Source organism: Gilliamella sp. wkB108 (genome assembly GCF_001690195.1).
Taxonomy (GTDB): domain Bacteria; phylum Pseudomonadota; class Gammaproteobacteria; order Enterobacterales; family Orbaceae; genus Gilliamella; species Gilliamella apicola_L.
Genome location: NZ_LZGM01000093.1, coordinates 23,919 through 41,728, shown reverse-complemented (window position 1 = coordinate 41,728; position 17,810 = coordinate 23,919). Strand labels below are relative to the sequence as shown.

Here is a 17,810-nt window from a genome sequence, read left to right as displayed (position 1 = left end):
GGAGATCACTATGTTTGTTTATGAAGAAGCTGAAATTTGGTTTGTTGCCGGTAGTCAACATCTTTACGGACCAGAGGCACTTGAACAAATTAAAAAAAATATCCAATTTGTCACAGACTATTTTAATAAAGAAGCAAATTTGCCGATTAAAATTGTTCTTAAACCCCTAGCAACCAGACCAGATGATATTTATACATTATGCCAAGAAGTTAACTATTCTCAAAAATGTGTTGGTTTAATTACATGGTTGCATACGTTTTCTCCAGCAAAAATGTGGATCAATGGATTGACCCATTTACAAAAACCGTTACTACAACTTCACACGCAATTTAATGAGCTTGTTCCTTGGGATTCTATGGACATGGATTTTATGAATCTGAACCAAACTGCACATGGTGGTCGCGAATTTGGTTTTATCGGTTCACGCATGCGTCTTCCTCATTCTGTTGTAACCGGTTATTGGCGAGATAAAGAAGTACATGAAAAAATTGCGAAATGGATGAGGGTTTGTGTTGCGATTAATTCAGAAAAAACCATGAAACTGGTTCGATTTGGCGACAACATGCGAGAAGTTGCGGTAACAGAAGGGAATAAAGTCTCAGCACAAGTTAAATTTGGTTATGCAGTAAATACTCATGCGGTTGGCGATTTAGTCTCTGTAATTAATTCTGTTAATGACGGCGATGTGGCTCAGTTGATTGATGAATATGAAACACTATATCAAATTAGTCCGGTTGCTCAAATTAATGGAGAAAAAAGACAAAATTTAATCGATGCGGCAAGAATTGAATTAGGTATACAACGATTCCTTGAACAAGGTGGTTTTTCAGGATTTACAACAACGTTTGAAGATCTACATGGTATGGCACAATTACCAGGACTTGCCGTTCAACGATTAATGGCAAAAGGATATGGTTTTGCTGGTGAAGGTGATTGGAAAACAGCAGCACTCCTTCGAACAATGAAAGTAATGGCAAAAGGCTTGCCGGGTGGTACTGCATTTATGGAAGATTACACATATGATTTCACCAAAGGCAATGAACTTGTTATTGGTTCACATATGTTAGAGGTCTGCCCAAGTATTGTCGATGACGGCGTAAAACCATTACTAGATATTCAACCGTTAGGTATTGGTAATAAAGCTGATCCTGCTCGTCTTATTTTTTCTTCCAAACCGGGTAATGCAATTAATGCGAGTTTGATTGATATTGGCAATCGTTTCAGATTGGTAGCAAATGAGTTAGAAACAATCAAACAACCTCATCCACTACCTAAATTACCGGTTGCTTGTGCTGTTTGGAAAGCAAAACCGTCGTTGGATGTTTCTGCTGAAGCATGGATCTTAGCTGGAGCGGCTCATCACTCTGTTTATACTCAAGCTCTTTCAATGGATTATTTTAGACTCTATGCACAGCTTCACAATATTGAATTACTGGTTATAGATGAAGATACCAAAATCAGCGACTTCAGAAATGAGTTACGCTGGAATGAGATTGCGTATTGTAATCCTTATGCTTAACGACATTATTTTAATTAGATAATTGGAGATATTGTCTCCAATTGTTCTCAACCATACATAATAAAAGGAGTAAATAGATGGATATGGATACGCCTACTACGATGAATAAAACGACAAATGGAACAGCCCAAAAAATGACATTCTTAATCGGTTTTTCGGCTGCCATGGCCGGATTACTGTTTGGTTTGGATATTGGTGTAATTGCAGGAGCTTTACCTTTTATCACTATCCAATTTGAACTCACCACTCAACTTCAAGAATGGGTAGTAAGTTCCATGATGTTAGGTGCTGCTTTAGGTGCTTTATCAAATGGTTGGTTATCATTTTATTTAGGGAGAAAATATAGTTTATTAGCAGGTGCATTATTTTTTATTGTAAGTTGCTTTGGATCTGCCTTAGCGCCGAATGTAGAAGTGCTACTTGTTTGGCGACTTATTTTAGGATTTTCTGTTGGGATCGCTTCTTATACCGCGCCATTGTATCTTTCTGAAATGGCACCAGAAAACATTAGAGGAAAAATGATAGCTGCGTATCAATTATTAGTAACAATTGGTATTTTATTGGCATTTTTATCTGATACTTATTTTAGTTTTACCGGTAATTGGCGAATGATGCTTGGTGTCATCTCAGTACCAGCTATTATCTTATTTATTGTTGTTATCTTTTTGCCTAATAGTCCAAGATGGCTCGCCTCTAAAGGTCGATTGAATGAAAGCGAACAGGTTTTAAATTTGATACGAAATGATCCAGAGAAAGTCAAACAAGAATTTAATGATATCAAAGAGAGTTTAAAACAAAAGCAAGAAGGGTGGACACTATTTAAGGTCAATAAAAATGTACGTCGTACAGTTTATCTTGGTATGGCATTACAAGCGATGCAACAGTTTACTGGTATGAACATCATTATGTACTACGCACCTAAAATTTTTAGCCTTGCTGGATTTGCAACAACTGAACAACAAATGATAGCAACAATAATTGTTGGACTTACCTTTGTTTTAGCTACATTTATTGCGATCTTCACTGTTGACAAATTGGGAAGAAAACCAATCCTAAAAGTAGGATTCGGCATTATGGCATTAGGTACAATGATTTTGGGTATTTGTTTACTTCTTATTGAAAATGGTAATACCTCATCAGTAACATCTTATGCAGCAGTAGGTATGGCAATTATGTGTATTGGTGGTTATGCAATGAGTGCAGCTCCAGTTGTATGGATCTTGTGTTCTGAAATTCAACCACTTAAAAGCCGTGATTTTGGTGTGACTTGTTCAACCGCAACCAACTGGATATCGAATATGATTATTGGAGCAACTTTCCTCACATTATTAAATCACATCGGTGTTGCTCAAACATTTTGGTTATATACCGGCTTGAATATTTTATTCATTTTCATTGTGATTCTATTTGTTCCTGAAACAAAAAATATTTCACTAGAACATATCGAAAAAAATCTGATGTTAGGTAAAAAACTACGACATATCGGTAGCGATCAGTAAAGGAAAGATGATAAAGAAAGGGCAATTGATATTAACACGTCCTTTCTTATCATCTGATTGATTTGGATTACTAAATAGGATGCTTTGCATGTATACATCATTAAAAGAACGCGTATTAACCGCAAACTTATTACTGCCATATTACCAACTGGTGACGTTTACGTGGGGGAATGTATCTGAAATAGATAGAAAAAAAGGGGTTATTGCAATTAAACCTTCTGGCGTAGCTTATGATAAGCTCACGGTTGATGATATTGTGATTGTTGATCTTGATGGAAAAAAAGTAGAAGGTCGACTTAATCCTTCAAGTGATACCGAAACACATCTGGAACTTTATAAAGCATTTGATCAAATTGGTGGAGTTATTCACACTCATTCGCGTAACGCTACCATTTGGTCTCAAGCAGGATTGGATATTCCCGCTTTAGGTACCACACATGCTGATTATTTTTATGGTGATATCCCTTGCACGCGAACGTTAACTCCTGAAGAAATAGCAACACATTATGAACGAAATACCGGAAAGGTGATTATTGAAGAGTTTAACAAACGTTCAATTGATGCTATGGCAATTCCAAGTGTACTGGTATCAGGACATGGACCTTTTGCTTGGGGAAAAAATGCTGATAATGCAGTACATAATGCCGTTGTCTTAGAAGAGGTTGCAGCAATGGCATTAGCCACCCGTAATCTTAATGTAGGCATTAAAATTCAATCTGAATTATTAGATAAACACTATTTTCGCAAACATGGTAAAGATGCCTATTACGGACAAGTATAAATAAATATAACAATAAAACATCAAACTAGCCCTGATGAAGAAGAGGAATTAATTTACGTCCAAACACTTCAACAGGGTATTTTTGCTTTTAATGAATCGGATAATTTAAATTAGTGACAAATATACTCCCGTCTTTGCTATTTTATAAGGTGGATAATATCCTCTTTAGTATGAATTGATATAATGCATACTGACTTATTAATAGGGAAAGTCTCATTTTAACGCGTAACAAGGTTTATTAACAAACAGTCATGGCATCAGATATAGAAAAATCAGTGACGATTCATAACTAGAAAAGTATGCGAAATTGATATACTATAAAATTCACCAACAAAATAACCCGTCATTGATCATCCACAATACCCAGAATCTGACAGAAGGTTAAATAAGTCACCTTATATTAGATAATGAAAAAAATGTTCGATTATTGCATCACCAATATAACAGTATAAGTTAAATTATAAGGAAATAGTAATGAGTTTTAATATTAACGAGCCAGTTACCAACCCTGAGTTAATCGAAGCCTTACAAGCATTTAATGCAGCGCCTTCAATAGAAAAACAAAAACTGCTTTTTAACAAAATAAAGGATGCTAAGTTATTGGCTCCTATTATGATTGTAATACCTGATAATGTAGAGAAAAATGAAGATAATACGATGACGTTGACTCAAGAAACTCAGCTTTCATTTGTTATGATTAACAATAATAAAAATGAACAGTTTTTTCCTGCATTCACTGATTGGGATGAATTGAGAAAATGGCAAAACATCGAAGATCAACAAACTTTAGTTGTCAATATCGTCGATTATCAATCCCTATTAAAGGATTCTAAAGAGTGTCATGGTGTTGTTATTAACCCTTTTGGTAATATTATACAAATTGATCGAACCATATTAGAAGCTATCGTATCTGGTAATATTCCACCGTCAGCCATTAAAGAAAGTGAAATTTCCATTACTGAAGATACAGAGGTGCTTATTGGTTCACCAACAGAATACCCACAACAATTAGTTAATGCAATTTGCCAACATTTACAAACTAAATCTGAAGTTAACAGTGCCTATTTAAGATTAATGATACAAAATCAGCAACAGAGTTTTTTAATTGTGCTAGATATAAATCAAGGCATCAATCCCAAATTGATATTTAATGAGTTGGGAGAAGTTATTAAACCGTATCTTGTCCAAGATAAATTTGTCGATTTTATTACAGCAGATACCTCCTTTGGGCAACAAGCTATTAAAGATGAAAAACCGTTTTACAAGAAGAAAAAAGGCATATTAAATCGATTATTTGGCAAATAATGGAGTAACTTGACCTGCTCCATTTTACTTATCGATTATTGCGACTTTTTTACTAAGTCAGGCAATAACCAATTACAGATAGTTTAATTACTTAACTATCTGTATTTAAATCCAAAATATGTAAATATATAAATATGGCAAATCGTGTTACGCTATAAAAAACGATTTATGCTGTTTTACTAAACAGCGTCACTTTAATATGCTCATCTAAAGTTAAATAAAAACAACGACAGTAAAGATATGTATGGTAAGTGTGATAATTTTGGAAAGATCTTAACTCGTTAGCATTGACCATGAAGTTAAGTTTGCCAACCTGCTTTTGTGATGTTTTGTTATTGCTTAAGTTGTTTAAATCTCATACTATTACCTAAAATTACTCGATAAGGAAATGGTATGATTAAGTTTTTAATAATGAGTTTAGTTAGTATCACCTTAATTGGATGTACGACCTCTCAACCAGCTTCAAATGAGATTAAAGATGTTCCTGCTGAGAGGATTTTTATGTATCAGCAAAATGTTAAAAATTCTACCAATTTAATTTTCATTCGTGATAAAGGTGCTTTGGGCAGTAGTTGTTATGTAAACTTATATATTAATGGCAATGAAGTTGCCAAATTTGATATTAAAGAACGCGCATCATTTTATGTTCCAAGTGGAGAGGTAAAAATGGGCGCTTCAATTTTAGCAACTACAGGCTTATGCAGTTACAATATACCACCTCGACGCGATCGAAATTTCACACTAATACCCAATCAAACCATGATAATGAGGTTAACGACTGAACCTACAGGTACTACTGAAATCATCCAAACCAATTAATATCTAAATAGATCGAAAGATAATCTATCATAATGGTTCAAGGATATGGTTGGTGTGGCAATGAAGACAGGATGATAATGCTGACCGGTTCATACCTTTAGACGATTATTCATCAATGAATAACTCTATTTTTTACTGATCTTTTAATAAGGTCAGTAACATATCATTAAATTGCTGGGTGCCTTTTCCAAGTTTGGAAAAAAAATCCTTATCTATCTGTTCTACTAATGGTACCGTTTTATTTGCCATATCAAACCCATTTTGGGTTAATGTTATTGATTTTGCCCGACTGTCTTTATTTGAAGTGGTACGCATAATGAAAGCCTTTTTTTCCAGATTTTCTAATATTTGTGAAATGGTCATGACATCAATATTAGTTTGATTAGCTAAAATAACCTGCGTTATCTCTTCCGGTTGTTGTGATAAATAGGCCAGAGTGGCGAGTACCACAAATTGTGGATGAGTAATCGACTGTGTTTTTAAACATTTTTTAATTGCATTATGCCAAGACGAATAAGTTCTCATAAATAAAAAACCGATTGAATCCGAATCCTTTTGGAATTGAGATAAGAACTTATTGTCTTTTGCCATAATTTACCTTTCAATGAGACTTTTCAAACGATATGCTTTATCAATAATATCATCAGAAATATTTTTTAGAAAATCATAACAGGATTTATCATCCATTTGTTCATCTGGCTGCAAAGTTATTTCTGATTTAAGTGCATATTGAGTTGGCGAGATCTTTATTATTTGATGAGAAAAATATAGTTTTCCTATATCAGCCATTACAAATTGCTCAGTGAATTGCTCATTAATAATAACTTTTGATAAGGTTACTTCCATTTCAGGCATATTTTGCAGTTTAAATAAGCCTTTCACGCCTGTTGCAATTTCTCCTTGTAGGGTAAACGCTTCAAGATCTGTTTCCCATAATTTTCTTAATGAAAGATGAGTATAATATTGCCAAATTTTGTCAGGACTCGCTATGGTAGGAAGAGTAAAAGTGATAGATATTGGTAACATTGTTTTTTCCTTAATATAATAAGTGTACTTATTATAATATCACGTATTATTTTTATATCCAATAATATCGTTACTAACTGATTTTGATTTAATTAAAAGATCTTTAATGTGATTGAAATGTACAAGGCATTAGACATGATGATAATCAATATTGAAAAAAACTGAATGAAATAAAACAATTAAACAAATGTGTAAAAAAATAATTATAATCTTAAGAGATGAACATCGTTTACAAGAAATTTCACATGCATAAAAAACGATTTTGATGCTACTGTTTATTCTAGCGATAGTTGTACTAGTGAGTATCGGTTTATTGGCATTATATATTTTGATAAGTAATCTTGCTGATCTACTTAGTGATGCTCCTGACGCATTTATATTCGATTATGAAAGAGAAGAGTGTTATTCAATCATTTATTTCATTGCAACCATATTATGTGTAGATCTGTTAATGTTGTTTATCTTATCTATTCTATTCAAAAAAACAAAAACAAAAACAAAAAGCCAATATAAGATAGCTAATAACTAATTGATAAAAATTATTATGTTGCTTGTTTATATCAATTTTCAGCGATAACAAGGTAATTACTGACAGAGGCTAGCGCTAATTTGATAATTAAACAATTTAGATAGAGTTTAATCAGCAAATAGCGAGTACAATGTCATTGATAACAGTTATTGTTTGTCATTTCATTTGCTCATGATCCGCATTTTATCATCCTGCTTTTACGCTAACTCTTTATAAAATGCTCGCCGTGATCTTATAGGAATATGTCAATTTAACTTATGATAGGAGATATTGTATGACGTTAAAAGTACTAGGCTATGGTGTAACTAAGGTTAAATCTAATCTGGCTCCTTTACATTTTGAAAGAAGGGATATTCGTCCTGATGATGTTGAAATTGAGATTCTTTATTGTGGTGTTTGCCATTCCGATATTCATCAAGTTGAAAATGACTGGGGGATGTCTCGATATCCTTTAGTACCTGGCCATGAAATTATAGGCAAAGTTGTTCAAATTGGTTCTGATGTCACTAAATTTAAAGTTGGTGATATAGCAGGTGTAGGCTGCATTGTTGATTCCTGTCGTCATTGTTCACCTTGCGAACATGGACTTGAGCAATATTGTGAAGCAGGGTTTATAGAAACTTATAATAGCATAGATCCTCGAGATAAAATGCCAACATATGGCGGTTATTCAGAAAGAATTATTGTTTCTGAACGCTTTGTACTCAACATCCCTAAAGGTATTGCATTAGAAGGTGCTGCACCTTTGTTATGTGCCGGTATTACTACATGGTCACCTCTTAGACATTGGAAAGTTGGTAAAAATACTCGTGTAGCCGTTGTTGGTTTAGGTGGGCTGGGTCACATGGCGATAAAACTTGCTAAAGGATTAGGTGCGCAAGTAACTCTGTTTACCCGTTCAAAAAATAAATCAGAAGATGCCATTCGTTTAGGTGCTGATCATATTGTGTTATCTACTGACGAAGCACAAATGAAGTCAGTGAAAGGTAAATTTGATGTCATTATTGATACTATTCCTAATGTACATGATATCAATCCTTATATTTCAACTTTATCGTTAAATGGCACCATTGTATTAGTAGGTTATCTGGGACCTCTAGATCCCTTTATACATAGCTTTAATTTAATCTCTGGACGAAAAACTGTTGCTGGCTCTATGATTGGCGGTATTCCAGAAACTCAAGAAATGTTAAATTTCTGTGCAGAGCATAATATTAGTTCTGATGTTGAAGTTATTGATATCCAATATATTAATCAAGCCTTTGACCGCATGAAGAAAAGTGACGTTAAATATCGTTTTGTCATCGATATGCAGTCACTCAAACAAGATAAATAAATTTCTATCTTAAAATGGCAAAAACCTGATGAGTTAACGTCAATCAATACTACAACTTTATCTAACAAAGTAGGATAATAATTAAATATCCTACTTCTGTTTACTTAAATAGTTAACCGATTAATGATACTGTATTTGTTGATCATCTTGCACTAAAAACAAACAGGTATCACTGGTTAAAACGGCTTGTTGTATTCGTTTTTTATCTTGTTCACTAAGATGATTAATACAAGCAACGATATAACTGCAAGTTTTGCTACGCAATGCTTTTTCAATGGTAGAAATTAAGTTATCGTTATTCAGGTTTGCCAAATGTACTACCTTTTGCTTATCAAGACCGGCAATATTTATCCATGATCGTTTTAACATTGGACGATCGGATAACCATAACTGCCATTTTTTAGCTTTATTAAACGAACATAATAAAGGTTTTTGTTGCTGTAAAACTTGTTGAAATGGTGACTCAAAGTTTACAGTCATAAATTGTTGTGGGAAATCTTCAATAAGCATAATAACCTCGACACTGTATTTATATACAGTGTATATTAATACAGTAATTCGCGGTTGTAAATACTATTTATTTTTTTGTTACTGGATCTGTTTAAAATTGTTTTAAGTACGTAACAGTTGATATGACCAAAAGCCTAATAGAGTCATTAATACTGATCCAATGACATGAATAACTATCGTTGTCAGTCCCCAAGCAATACGTCCTTCTTGTAGAAAATTGACGATTTCAGCGGAGAAGGTTGAAAAAGTTGATAATCCTCCACAAAAACCGGTAATAACCAGCAGACGCCACTCCGGTGAAAGATTTGAATGATTAAAAAAGGCAATAGCAAAGCCAATAATATAACCAGCAATTAAATTTGACAGTAGCGTTCCTAATGGAATAACACAATTGATTACGTTTAATTTTAATGATAAAAACCAACGAAATAATCCACCAGCCACCGAGCCTATCGAAATTGCAATAATGAGTTTTAGCATAAAAAACGATCCTTAATAAATTGAGTCATATTCTCATAAACATAATTTTTAGATTATCAACGCTTAGGGTGAATATGATTTACCATTGATTGTTCAAATCATATTAAGACAAAAGCGATCATAACAGTTGAAAATAAAAATAGGTATCTTTTTAGCTATAAAGTGGATTTATAGCAAATTTACCACTAAGTCGATTAAACCAATCTGGGGTTATAGCACTTAAAATTAATCATTGAGAATTAATCCAATAAATAGTATTTTGTTGCGAATTGTGTTTTTGTATTAAAGTAGATCCAGTTATGGATATTATAGGGGGAGATTATATGTATACGGGCATTGTTCAAGGGGTAGGTCAAATTATCGATATTTTAGATCAAGATAAATTACGCACTTATAAAGTTAAATTTCCACATAAATTAACCAGTAATCTTGAAATTGGTGCATCAATTGCCAATGATGGTTGCTGTTTAACAGTGACCGGATTTGAAGATGATTGGGTTACCTTTGACCTTATGGAAGAAACACTTGCCTTAACCACCTTAGGTGATAAAAAAATCAATGACTACGTTAATATCGAGCGAAGTGCCAAATATGGTGATGAAATTGGCGGACATGTTATGTCAGGACATGTTTCTTGCACAGCAACAATTGTTGATATCCAAAAAACAGCGACTAACTGTGAAATGACATTAGAACTACCTGAGCAATTTATGAAATATGTATTATATAAAGGCTTCATTGGTATAGATGGTGCAAGTTTAACAATAGGCGATATTAAACAGAATCGTTTTGAAATTCATCTTATCCCAGAAACACTGGCGATTACTACCTTGAACACTAAAAAGGTGGGTGACAAGGTAAATATTGAAATTGATTCACAAACCCGGGCAATTGTTGATACCGTTGAACGAGTGCTTGCCAGCAAAAAGTTAAATTAAGTCAATTTGTTCTTAATTGAATCAATTTAGGCAAATGCTATCTGGCAATGCTCAAAAAAAGTAGTAAAAACTTGCCTCTATTTTATTACTCATTGCAAACATTATCGAAGTGATGATGTTTGCTTGGTTTTCATACTAAAACGTATCGCTGACCTGAAACACCTTTACCAATTGCCAATGATGTCTACTTAGTTAATCGCGTTCGAGATTAAATCTGACAGCTATTAATCAACTATCGGCACTTAGCTGTTGAATTTAACGCATCAACAAAAATGAAACGGTATAGACTCCTGAATATTTTTTACAATCTATGCCTGTTATAATTATCTTAACTGTTGAAGTCAGCTTTGGTTTTATACTGATGTTTTTATACTGAAACATATAGCTGACCTGAAACACCTTTACCAATGGCCAATGATATCTACTTAGTTAATCGCATTCGAGATTAAATCTGACAGCTATTCATCATCTATCGGCACTTAGCTGTTGAATTTAACGCGTCAACAAAAATGAAACGGTATAGACTCCTGAATATTTTTTACAATCTATGCCTGTTATAACTCGCTTAATTGTTAGATTCAGCTTTGGTTTTTATACTTGTAAATATGCTCTAAAATAGTACATAAACACGTAGCACATTCTCTAGGATAAAAGCAAAAGAGGATTTATATATGAAAAAATGTCAGAACATCAATTTGTATCTATTTTAAAAGAAGCCAAAGCTGGCATTGCGGTTAAAGCGCTTTGCCAAAAATATGCCATAGATAACTCTAATTTTAAAGAAAGCCTCAATTAATAGGACTTTTGTTTTCTCTGTAAAATTTAATAGCATCAAAAGTTAAATATTTTTAGATACTTTTCTACACTATTTTTGTTATCATTAGGCATAATTGTTCTAGAGGTAATGAATATGAAAAAAATATTGTTAATTCTCTTAATTACTCCATTTTTTGTTATTGCTGCTGACGAACAGAATTTATCAGACCAAGAATTGAATTCAATACAGGATAGAGTAATAGAAACCTGGAAAAAAATAGTCCCTCAGAATTTAAACGAATACACTGTTTTACAAGATGTTTATAAAGATAACAATGAATTATTCTTACAATTAAGCCTTAAAAATGTTTCAAAAGATGACTTTAATGATGAAACATCACGAGCTACCCTCAGACGAAATGCAATAACTAAATACTGCGATACAAGTGAAAATGTAAACATAATGCTCAAGTTGAGTAAAAAGGGATTTCCAAATGGGTTATCTTATGTATATTCTATTGGAGATGACAAGCCTTTTGTCATTCATGTGGATAATAGCAGTTGTCAAAAACAATAACATGCGTTATAAGTTAATCAAATAGGAATTTTCTTTAGCCTGAGTTAAAAAATCAGGCTTTTTTTTCATAAATGGACTTATGAAAAGACTACTTATTATCCTCTTATTTATTCTGTTTCTTGCTCACTCAGTACAAAATTTAATACCGCAAAAAAACTAATTTAGCTATATAAATCTGCCCCAGAACAGATCATATTTTATTGCGACGGTGAATTCACATCCAATTATAAATCAGATGTAGATCATTTTAGTAAATGCAGATATGAGCTGAGGAAAAATGAATTTAGATCTAAATGCATAGAATGGGGTAATTACAAGTCATTATCCATTACCAACATTATCGAAATGATAATGTTTGGTCTTTATACTCTAACATATAGCTAACCTGAAATATCTTTACCAATGGCCAATGATGTCTATTTAGTGAATCGCATTCGACATTAAATCTGACAGCTATTCATCATTCATCGGCACTTAGCTGTTGAATTCAGGGCATCAACAAAAATGAAACGGTATAGACACCTGAATATTTTTTACAATCTATGCCTGTTATTACGCTCTTAACTATTAAATTCAGCTTTTATATGATACTGAAACATATAGCTAACCTGAAATATCTTTACCAATGGCCAATGATGTCTACTTAGTTAACCGCATTCGAGATTAAATCTGAAAGCTATTCATCATCTATCGGCACTTAGCTGTTGAATTTAGCGCATCAATAAAAAATGAAACGGTATAGACTCCTGAATATTTTTTACAATCTATGTCTGTTATTACGCTCTTAACTATTGAATTCAGCTTTTATATGATACTCAAATGTATAGCTAACCTGAAATATCTTTACCAATGGCCAATGATGTCTACTTAGTTAACCGCGTTCGACATTAAATCTGAAAGCTATTCATCATCTATCGGCATTTAGCTGTTGAATTTAACGCGTCAACAAAAATGAAACGGTATAGACTCCTGAATATTTTTTACAATCTATGCCTATTATAACGCTCTTAATTATTGAATTCAGCTTTTATATGATACTTATAGCTAACCTGAAATATCTTTACCAATGGCCAATGATGTCTACTTAGTTAACCGCGTTCGACATTTAATCTGAAAGCTATTAATCACCTATCGGCATTTAACTGTTGAATTTAGCCGCATCAACAAAAATGAAACGGTATAGACTCCTGAATATTTTTTACAATCTATGCCTGTTATAACGCTCTTAACGGTTGAATTCAGCTTTTATATGATACTTATAGCTAACCTGAAACTTTTTAACAACTATGATCCTATTGTTTACTTTCTAAAAGGTGCGTTATTTCCACTATATCTTCGGGTGTGGTTTGGCAGCAACCACCAATTAATTTTGCACCAAGTCTGGTCCATGAAGCTAATTGATTGGTAAAGGTACAGTTATGCTGATGATTTTTATGCCATTGCTTAGTTATAGGATCATATTGTTCACCTGAATTAGGGTAAACAATCAGGGGCTTGGTGGTTAATTTGTGAAATGTAGCGAGCGCGGCTGTGACTTTTTCTAAAGCTATACAATTGACGCCAATACTAACAACTTGATCAACCTTATTTAAATACTCAATCACTGAAGTTAAAGGCGTGCCATCGCTAAGATGATTAGCATCTTGTAAGGTTAATGAAAACCAACAAGTGATTGTTGAATACTGTGCGATAAGTTTAGTTAATGCTTTGATTTCTGCAAAAGAGGGTAAGGTTTCACAAGCCAATAAATCCACTTTAGCATCAATCAGCGCTTGAATACGTTCACGATGAAAACGAATGAACTGCGATTCACTAAGCTTATAGTTACCAGTGTATTCTGAGCCATTGGCTAAATAAGCGCCATAAGGACCAACAGAGCCTGCAATAAGCAGCGGCTTTTCTTGCTTTATCTCATTTAAATAACGCTGTTTTGCTTGTTGAGCTAACGTTACACTTTTTTGGATAAGCTCAATGGATTGAGCTAAACCGATCCCTTTTTGAGAAAAACCAAGAGGGGTGGCTTGATAGCTGGCAGTAATGGCACAGTCTGCGCCCGCTTTGAAATAGTCATAATGAACCTGACTAATTAACGTTGGTTGCTCAATTAGAACTTTTGCTGACCACAAACTATCATTAAGATCACAACCTCGTCGTTGCAATTCGCTAGCAAGCGCACCATCCACAATAATGTAATTTTTCTGCTTAAGTAAAGAAGCAATAGGATTATTGATTTTCATTTTTGATGCCTCGCTTTTTGAAAGCTTGTGTGAAGTGATGAGCAATAAAACAAACTATAACAAAGGGTATTCCACAGTATAGTGCAATACGTTGTTCGGGATCGAAAGCAAGACCCACACAAGCAATCAAACATAAAACAAAACCTAAAATAGGTACTAATGGGTAAAAAGGGGCTTTATATCTTAAAGCGTTCAATTCAGTTAATGATAACTGTTTTCTAAAGAAATAATGTGAAAGGCAGATACTGAGCCACACTGCCACAACTGCAAATCCGGAAATCGCGGTTAACGCAACAAAAACAGTATCGGGAGCGATAACGCTGGTAAACAAAGCTAATAAACCACCAAGCATACTAACAGTAATGGCGATAGCAGGAATACCTTTTGGGGTTAATTTGCCAAAACACTTGGGTAAAGTGCCTTGATGCGATAAAGACCATAGCATACGCCCAGATGCATAAAGGCCGGAATTAGCTGCCGATAATATAGCAGTTAAAATAACAAAATTAATAAAATCAGCGGCATAAGGGACGCCGATATTTTCAAATACCATCACAAAAGGACTTTTGATCACGCCGGCTTGATCCATAGGTAATAGGGCAGCAAGGACTAAAATAGTACCAATAAAAAAGATGATAAGCCGTAAAATAGTCGTTTTAATCGCTAAAGGTATCGTTTTTTCTGGATTATGTGTTTCACCCGCAGCAATTCCGATAAGCTCTGTACCAGAAAATGCAAAATTGACAGATACCATTGTCATAATGATTGGGATGATCCCATTTGGGAACCATCCTGAATCAGTTATATTATGTAAAAATGGCGCGGGCATACCATTTTTCATCGGAATAAAACCAAATATAGCCGCGCTACCGGCAAGAATAAAAATGATAATAGTGATGACCTTAATAATCGAAAACCAAAATTCACTTTCAGCAAAAAATTGTGCAGTAATGATGTTTAACGCAAAAATGACAAAGCAAAATAGTAAACACCAAACCCAAACCGGTACTGTCGGGAACCAGTATTGCATGCATAAACCGGCAGCGGTTAAACTTGAACCCAGAGCGACAGTCCATGTCAACCAATACAGCCAAGCAACCGTATAGCCAGCGCCAGGACTGATAAAGCGGGAAGCATAAGTATGAAATGCACCAGTTTCTGGCATGGCGACAGCAAGCTCACCAAGGCATAGCATGACTAAATAAACTACCAAAGCACCGATTAAATAAGCGATGATTGCACCAATGGCGCCAGCAGTCGCAATGATGTAGCCGGTATTAAAAAATAAACCAGTACCAATAACACCACCAAGCGATAGCATGATGAGATGTCGTGTTTTCATGGTACGTTTAAATTGATTTTCAGTTGCAGAGGGTGAATTTGTATTCATAATTTTTGGTTTATATGATTAATTATTTAAAAAATACTCCTTCACAATTATGTTGGAGCAATGTTAATTGATGCTAAAATTTACCGTTGTTTAAGTATTACAGACGATCAAAAAAATCTTCTTTAATATACGTTTTACCATTAGCTTTCATTATTTGACTATCTCTTGAACAATCAATATCAGAAAATAATCCTTTGGTGTCTCCTTTGTTAAGAGTAAAAATTATATTTTTGCTAAAAAGCCATTTTAAGAAATCTTCTACATTTCTACTCTCATCTTTTTCTTGAGGAATCGGTGAGGTCTGCCAATTTCTTACTTTGGTGAATATCGAATTTAACACATCAAGTGGCACATCAACATTCACTTTAAACTCATTAATTCTCTCTATGTCGGATAATATTTGGTCCTTTTCTATCGCGGGTAAATAATCAAAAATAAAACGAATATTGATATCCCCCACCTCAGTATGCCAATTAAACTTATTTAAGGATAAGGTAAAATTTTTACCTTCCTTATTATTTTCAATGCAATGCTTTAAATAAAATAAACAAGGTGGTGATTGATTAGGATTGATATTTTGATAATCAAAGTTAATAACGCCAGTTCCTAAATTATGTTTACCCGCAATAAGTGAACCAATACTTGAAGTTAATGAACCGTCATTGAAATTATCAGTATTTGATCTATTTTTTAAATTGAAAGCTAATTGATTTATGGTAATGGAAATGGATTCGGATTCATTTAGAACATAAACAAATTTATCTATATCAATCGCAAATGCTAAATTAGAAAAATCATTATCATCATTAATATTGACTGTTGTTTTCAAATTAGTGAGAAAGTAGTTCTCTTCTTTGTAATATCGATCATTAGAAGAATAAGAGATATTCTCGGTATTAAGTTCATAACTCACCGCTCTGTTTTCTTTATTCGGCTTGGATGTTAAATTAAATTTGTTGAGTTGGATTGAATAAGGATAGTCTTGGTTGGTATAGGTAAAATGGTCTAATTGTATATTAGCTAATATGTTAGAAGACTCTTTCATAGATGTGAAAGACCAATCACCTTTTGAAATTTCAAACTGCTCTTCTATGTCAGATGATTCAGTCGGTTTATATAAAATAGCTTTATTGCTAAGTTTAACCTGAATATCGTTAAAATAACTGATACCCGCATAACCCGTGATAAACGGTTGATTGCCGGCAAGTTTCCAAAGCTCAGGCGAAGCTTGCTTTGTCGTTTGATAGTCTATCCAGACCATTTGTGGAGTGAAAACGCCTTTTGATAGCGCCGCAATTGGAAACGGACCATGATGAATAGTGACATTATCGTCAAATATTTTTAGAGGCTCTAGATCTGAATCATAACGGGTTATAGGTTTAAGCGTTACAGTAAGATGTAATTGAGTCGAAAAGAGGTTTTTTCGATAATTGCTATAAAAGATGCCAATATCATATTTAGTGTCAGTAATATTATATTTATCTTGTTTGATTTCGAGTTGTTGCGTTAATTGAATGATTTGAGCATCAATATTCTTTTCAATCTGATTACCAGTGAACCATGCTAAACCAACATAACCAAAGACTAATAAAGCAATGAAGCCAATTATCAGTGAAGCCTTTTTCATTATTTCCTCTTTTTTATTAATCTTTTAATATTGTTGTGTTAGCCATTTTCGATATATTGAACTAAAAATTATATGGCAATAGATAAATAACATTTAGTGTGATTGATATTATAGTAATGCATTTATTTTATCAAATATTTAAGTTATATCACTATTTCAAACACTTTACCCAACGAACCATGAAACGATCTTCTCATCAATCATTACCTCACTGCTGAGTATTAATCTAAATGGTATTAACCAAACAGCAGGTACTACTTCTTTATTGTATTAAACACTTTTAGAAATAGTACCGACTATGCTGGTCTGACATTAAACGAGTTAGGGTAGATTAATATTTTAGAAAAGTTGTTAAAATATAATAAGTTATATAATATTGGATTTTAACAGTAGTGACCACTGTTTGAGCATGAATGTTATGCAATGAACTTTACAATTGATCCTCTTTCTTCATTAACGCTGAGGAAAGAGGATCAATAGT

15 protein-coding genes are annotated in these 17,810 nt (G+C 33.5%); 8 read left to right on the top strand and 7 right to left on the bottom strand.

Annotation, left to right across the window (positions count from 1 at the left end; translation table 11 throughout):
- The first annotated feature begins 10 nt into the window (after window positions 1-10).
- From araA to A9G11_RS10910, 5 genes are all read left to right on the top strand, one after another.
- The gene (gene araA / locus A9G11_RS10930) at window positions 11-1,519 is read left to right on the top strand and encodes an L-arabinose isomerase (RefSeq protein ID WP_065619650.1); all 1,509 of its coding nucleotides are present in this window, start codon (window positions 11-13) and stop codon (window positions 1,517-1,519) included.
- 101 nt (window positions 1,520-1,620) lie between these two features.
- Entirely contained in the window at window positions 1,621-3,018 is a 1,398-nt protein-coding gene (locus tag A9G11_RS10925) for a sugar porter family MFS transporter (protein ID WP_255308543.1), read from the top strand.
- A gap of 88 nt (window positions 3,019-3,106) precedes the next feature.
- Window positions 3,107-3,799, top strand: a complete 693-nt coding sequence (locus tag A9G11_RS10920) for an L-ribulose-5-phosphate 4-epimerase (protein WP_065619648.1) — start codon at window positions 3,107-3,109, stop codon at window positions 3,797-3,799.
- 474 nt (window positions 3,800-4,273) lie between these two features.
- Window positions 4,274-5,104 carry an enhanced serine sensitivity protein SseB gene (locus A9G11_RS10915; protein WP_065619647.1) on the top strand — a complete coding sequence of 277 codons (831 nt, stop codon included), beginning with the start codon at window positions 4,274-4,276 and terminating at the stop codon, window positions 5,102-5,104.
- A gap of 393 nt (window positions 5,105-5,497) precedes the next feature.
- Entirely contained in the window at window positions 5,498-5,923 is a 426-nt protein-coding gene (locus A9G11_RS10910) for a hypothetical protein (RefSeq protein ID WP_065619646.1), read from the top strand.
- A gap of 132 nt (window positions 5,924-6,055) precedes the next feature.
- Here the strand turns inward: A9G11_RS10910 and A9G11_RS10905 are convergent, their stop codons facing one another.
- Window positions 6,056-6,514, bottom strand: a complete 459-nt coding sequence (locus A9G11_RS10905) for a MarR family winged helix-turn-helix transcriptional regulator (protein ID WP_065619645.1) — start codon at window positions 6,512-6,514, stop codon at window positions 6,056-6,058.
- A 3-nt stretch (window positions 6,515-6,517) separates the two neighbouring features.
- Window positions 6,518-6,949 carry a hypothetical protein gene (locus A9G11_RS10900; protein WP_065619644.1) on the bottom strand — a complete coding sequence of 144 codons (432 nt, stop codon included), beginning with the start codon at window positions 6,947-6,949 and terminating at the stop codon, window positions 6,518-6,520.
- Window positions 6,950-7,752: 803 nt separating this feature from the next.
- Here A9G11_RS10900 and A9G11_RS10890 point away from each other — a divergent pair.
- Complete coding sequence (locus tag A9G11_RS10890; protein ID WP_065619642.1) at window positions 7,753-8,814, top strand: NAD(P)-dependent alcohol dehydrogenase; 1,062 nt, start codon at window positions 7,753-7,755, stop codon at window positions 8,812-8,814.
- Between the two features lie 120 nt (window positions 8,815-8,934).
- Here the strand turns inward: A9G11_RS10890 and A9G11_RS10885 are convergent, their stop codons facing one another.
- Both A9G11_RS10885 and crcB read right to left on the bottom strand, forming a co-directional pair.
- Window positions 8,935-9,324 (bottom strand): cell division inhibitor SulA, encoded by a 390-nt coding sequence (locus tag A9G11_RS10885; protein WP_065619641.1) that lies wholly within the window; start codon window positions 9,322-9,324, stop codon window positions 8,935-8,937.
- Between the two features lie 102 nt (window positions 9,325-9,426).
- Window positions 9,427-9,804: a fluoride efflux transporter CrcB gene (gene crcB, locus A9G11_RS10880; RefSeq protein WP_065619640.1), complete on the bottom strand. Its 378-nt coding sequence runs from the start codon at window positions 9,802-9,804 to the stop codon at window positions 9,427-9,429.
- 323 nt (window positions 9,805-10,127) lie between these two features.
- Here crcB and A9G11_RS10875 point away from each other — a divergent pair, with 323 nt between their 5' ends.
- Together A9G11_RS10875 and A9G11_RS10870 are read left to right on the top strand one after the other, a co-directional pair.
- Window positions 10,128-10,742, top strand: a complete 615-nt coding sequence (locus A9G11_RS10875; RefSeq protein WP_065619639.1) for a riboflavin synthase — start codon at window positions 10,128-10,130, stop codon at window positions 10,740-10,742.
- 910 nt (window positions 10,743-11,652) lie between these two features.
- Entirely contained in the window at window positions 11,653-12,075 is a 423-nt protein-coding gene (locus tag A9G11_RS10870) for a hypothetical protein (RefSeq protein ID WP_065619638.1), read from the top strand.
- Between the two features lie 1,292 nt (window positions 12,076-13,367).
- On the opposite strand, the gene mmuM is transcribed toward A9G11_RS10870, so the two are convergent.
- From mmuM to A9G11_RS10855, 3 genes are all read right to left on the bottom strand, one after another.
- Entirely contained in the window at window positions 13,368-14,312 is a 945-nt protein-coding gene (gene mmuM / locus A9G11_RS10865; RefSeq protein WP_065619637.1) for a homocysteine S-methyltransferase, read from the bottom strand.
- Window positions 14,299-15,702: an S-methylmethionine permease gene (mmuP, locus tag A9G11_RS10860; protein ID WP_065619636.1), complete on the bottom strand. Its 1,404-nt coding sequence runs from the start codon at window positions 15,700-15,702 to the stop codon at window positions 14,299-14,301. Before mmuP ends, mmuM begins: the two co-directional genes overlap by 14 nt.
- Before the next feature lie 97 nt (window positions 15,703-15,799).
- Window positions 15,800-17,329, bottom strand: coding sequence for a DUF945 family protein (locus A9G11_RS10855; RefSeq protein WP_065619635.1), 1,530 nt, complete (start codon window positions 17,327-17,329; stop codon window positions 15,800-15,802).
- Window positions 17,330-17,810 lie beyond the last annotated feature (481 nt).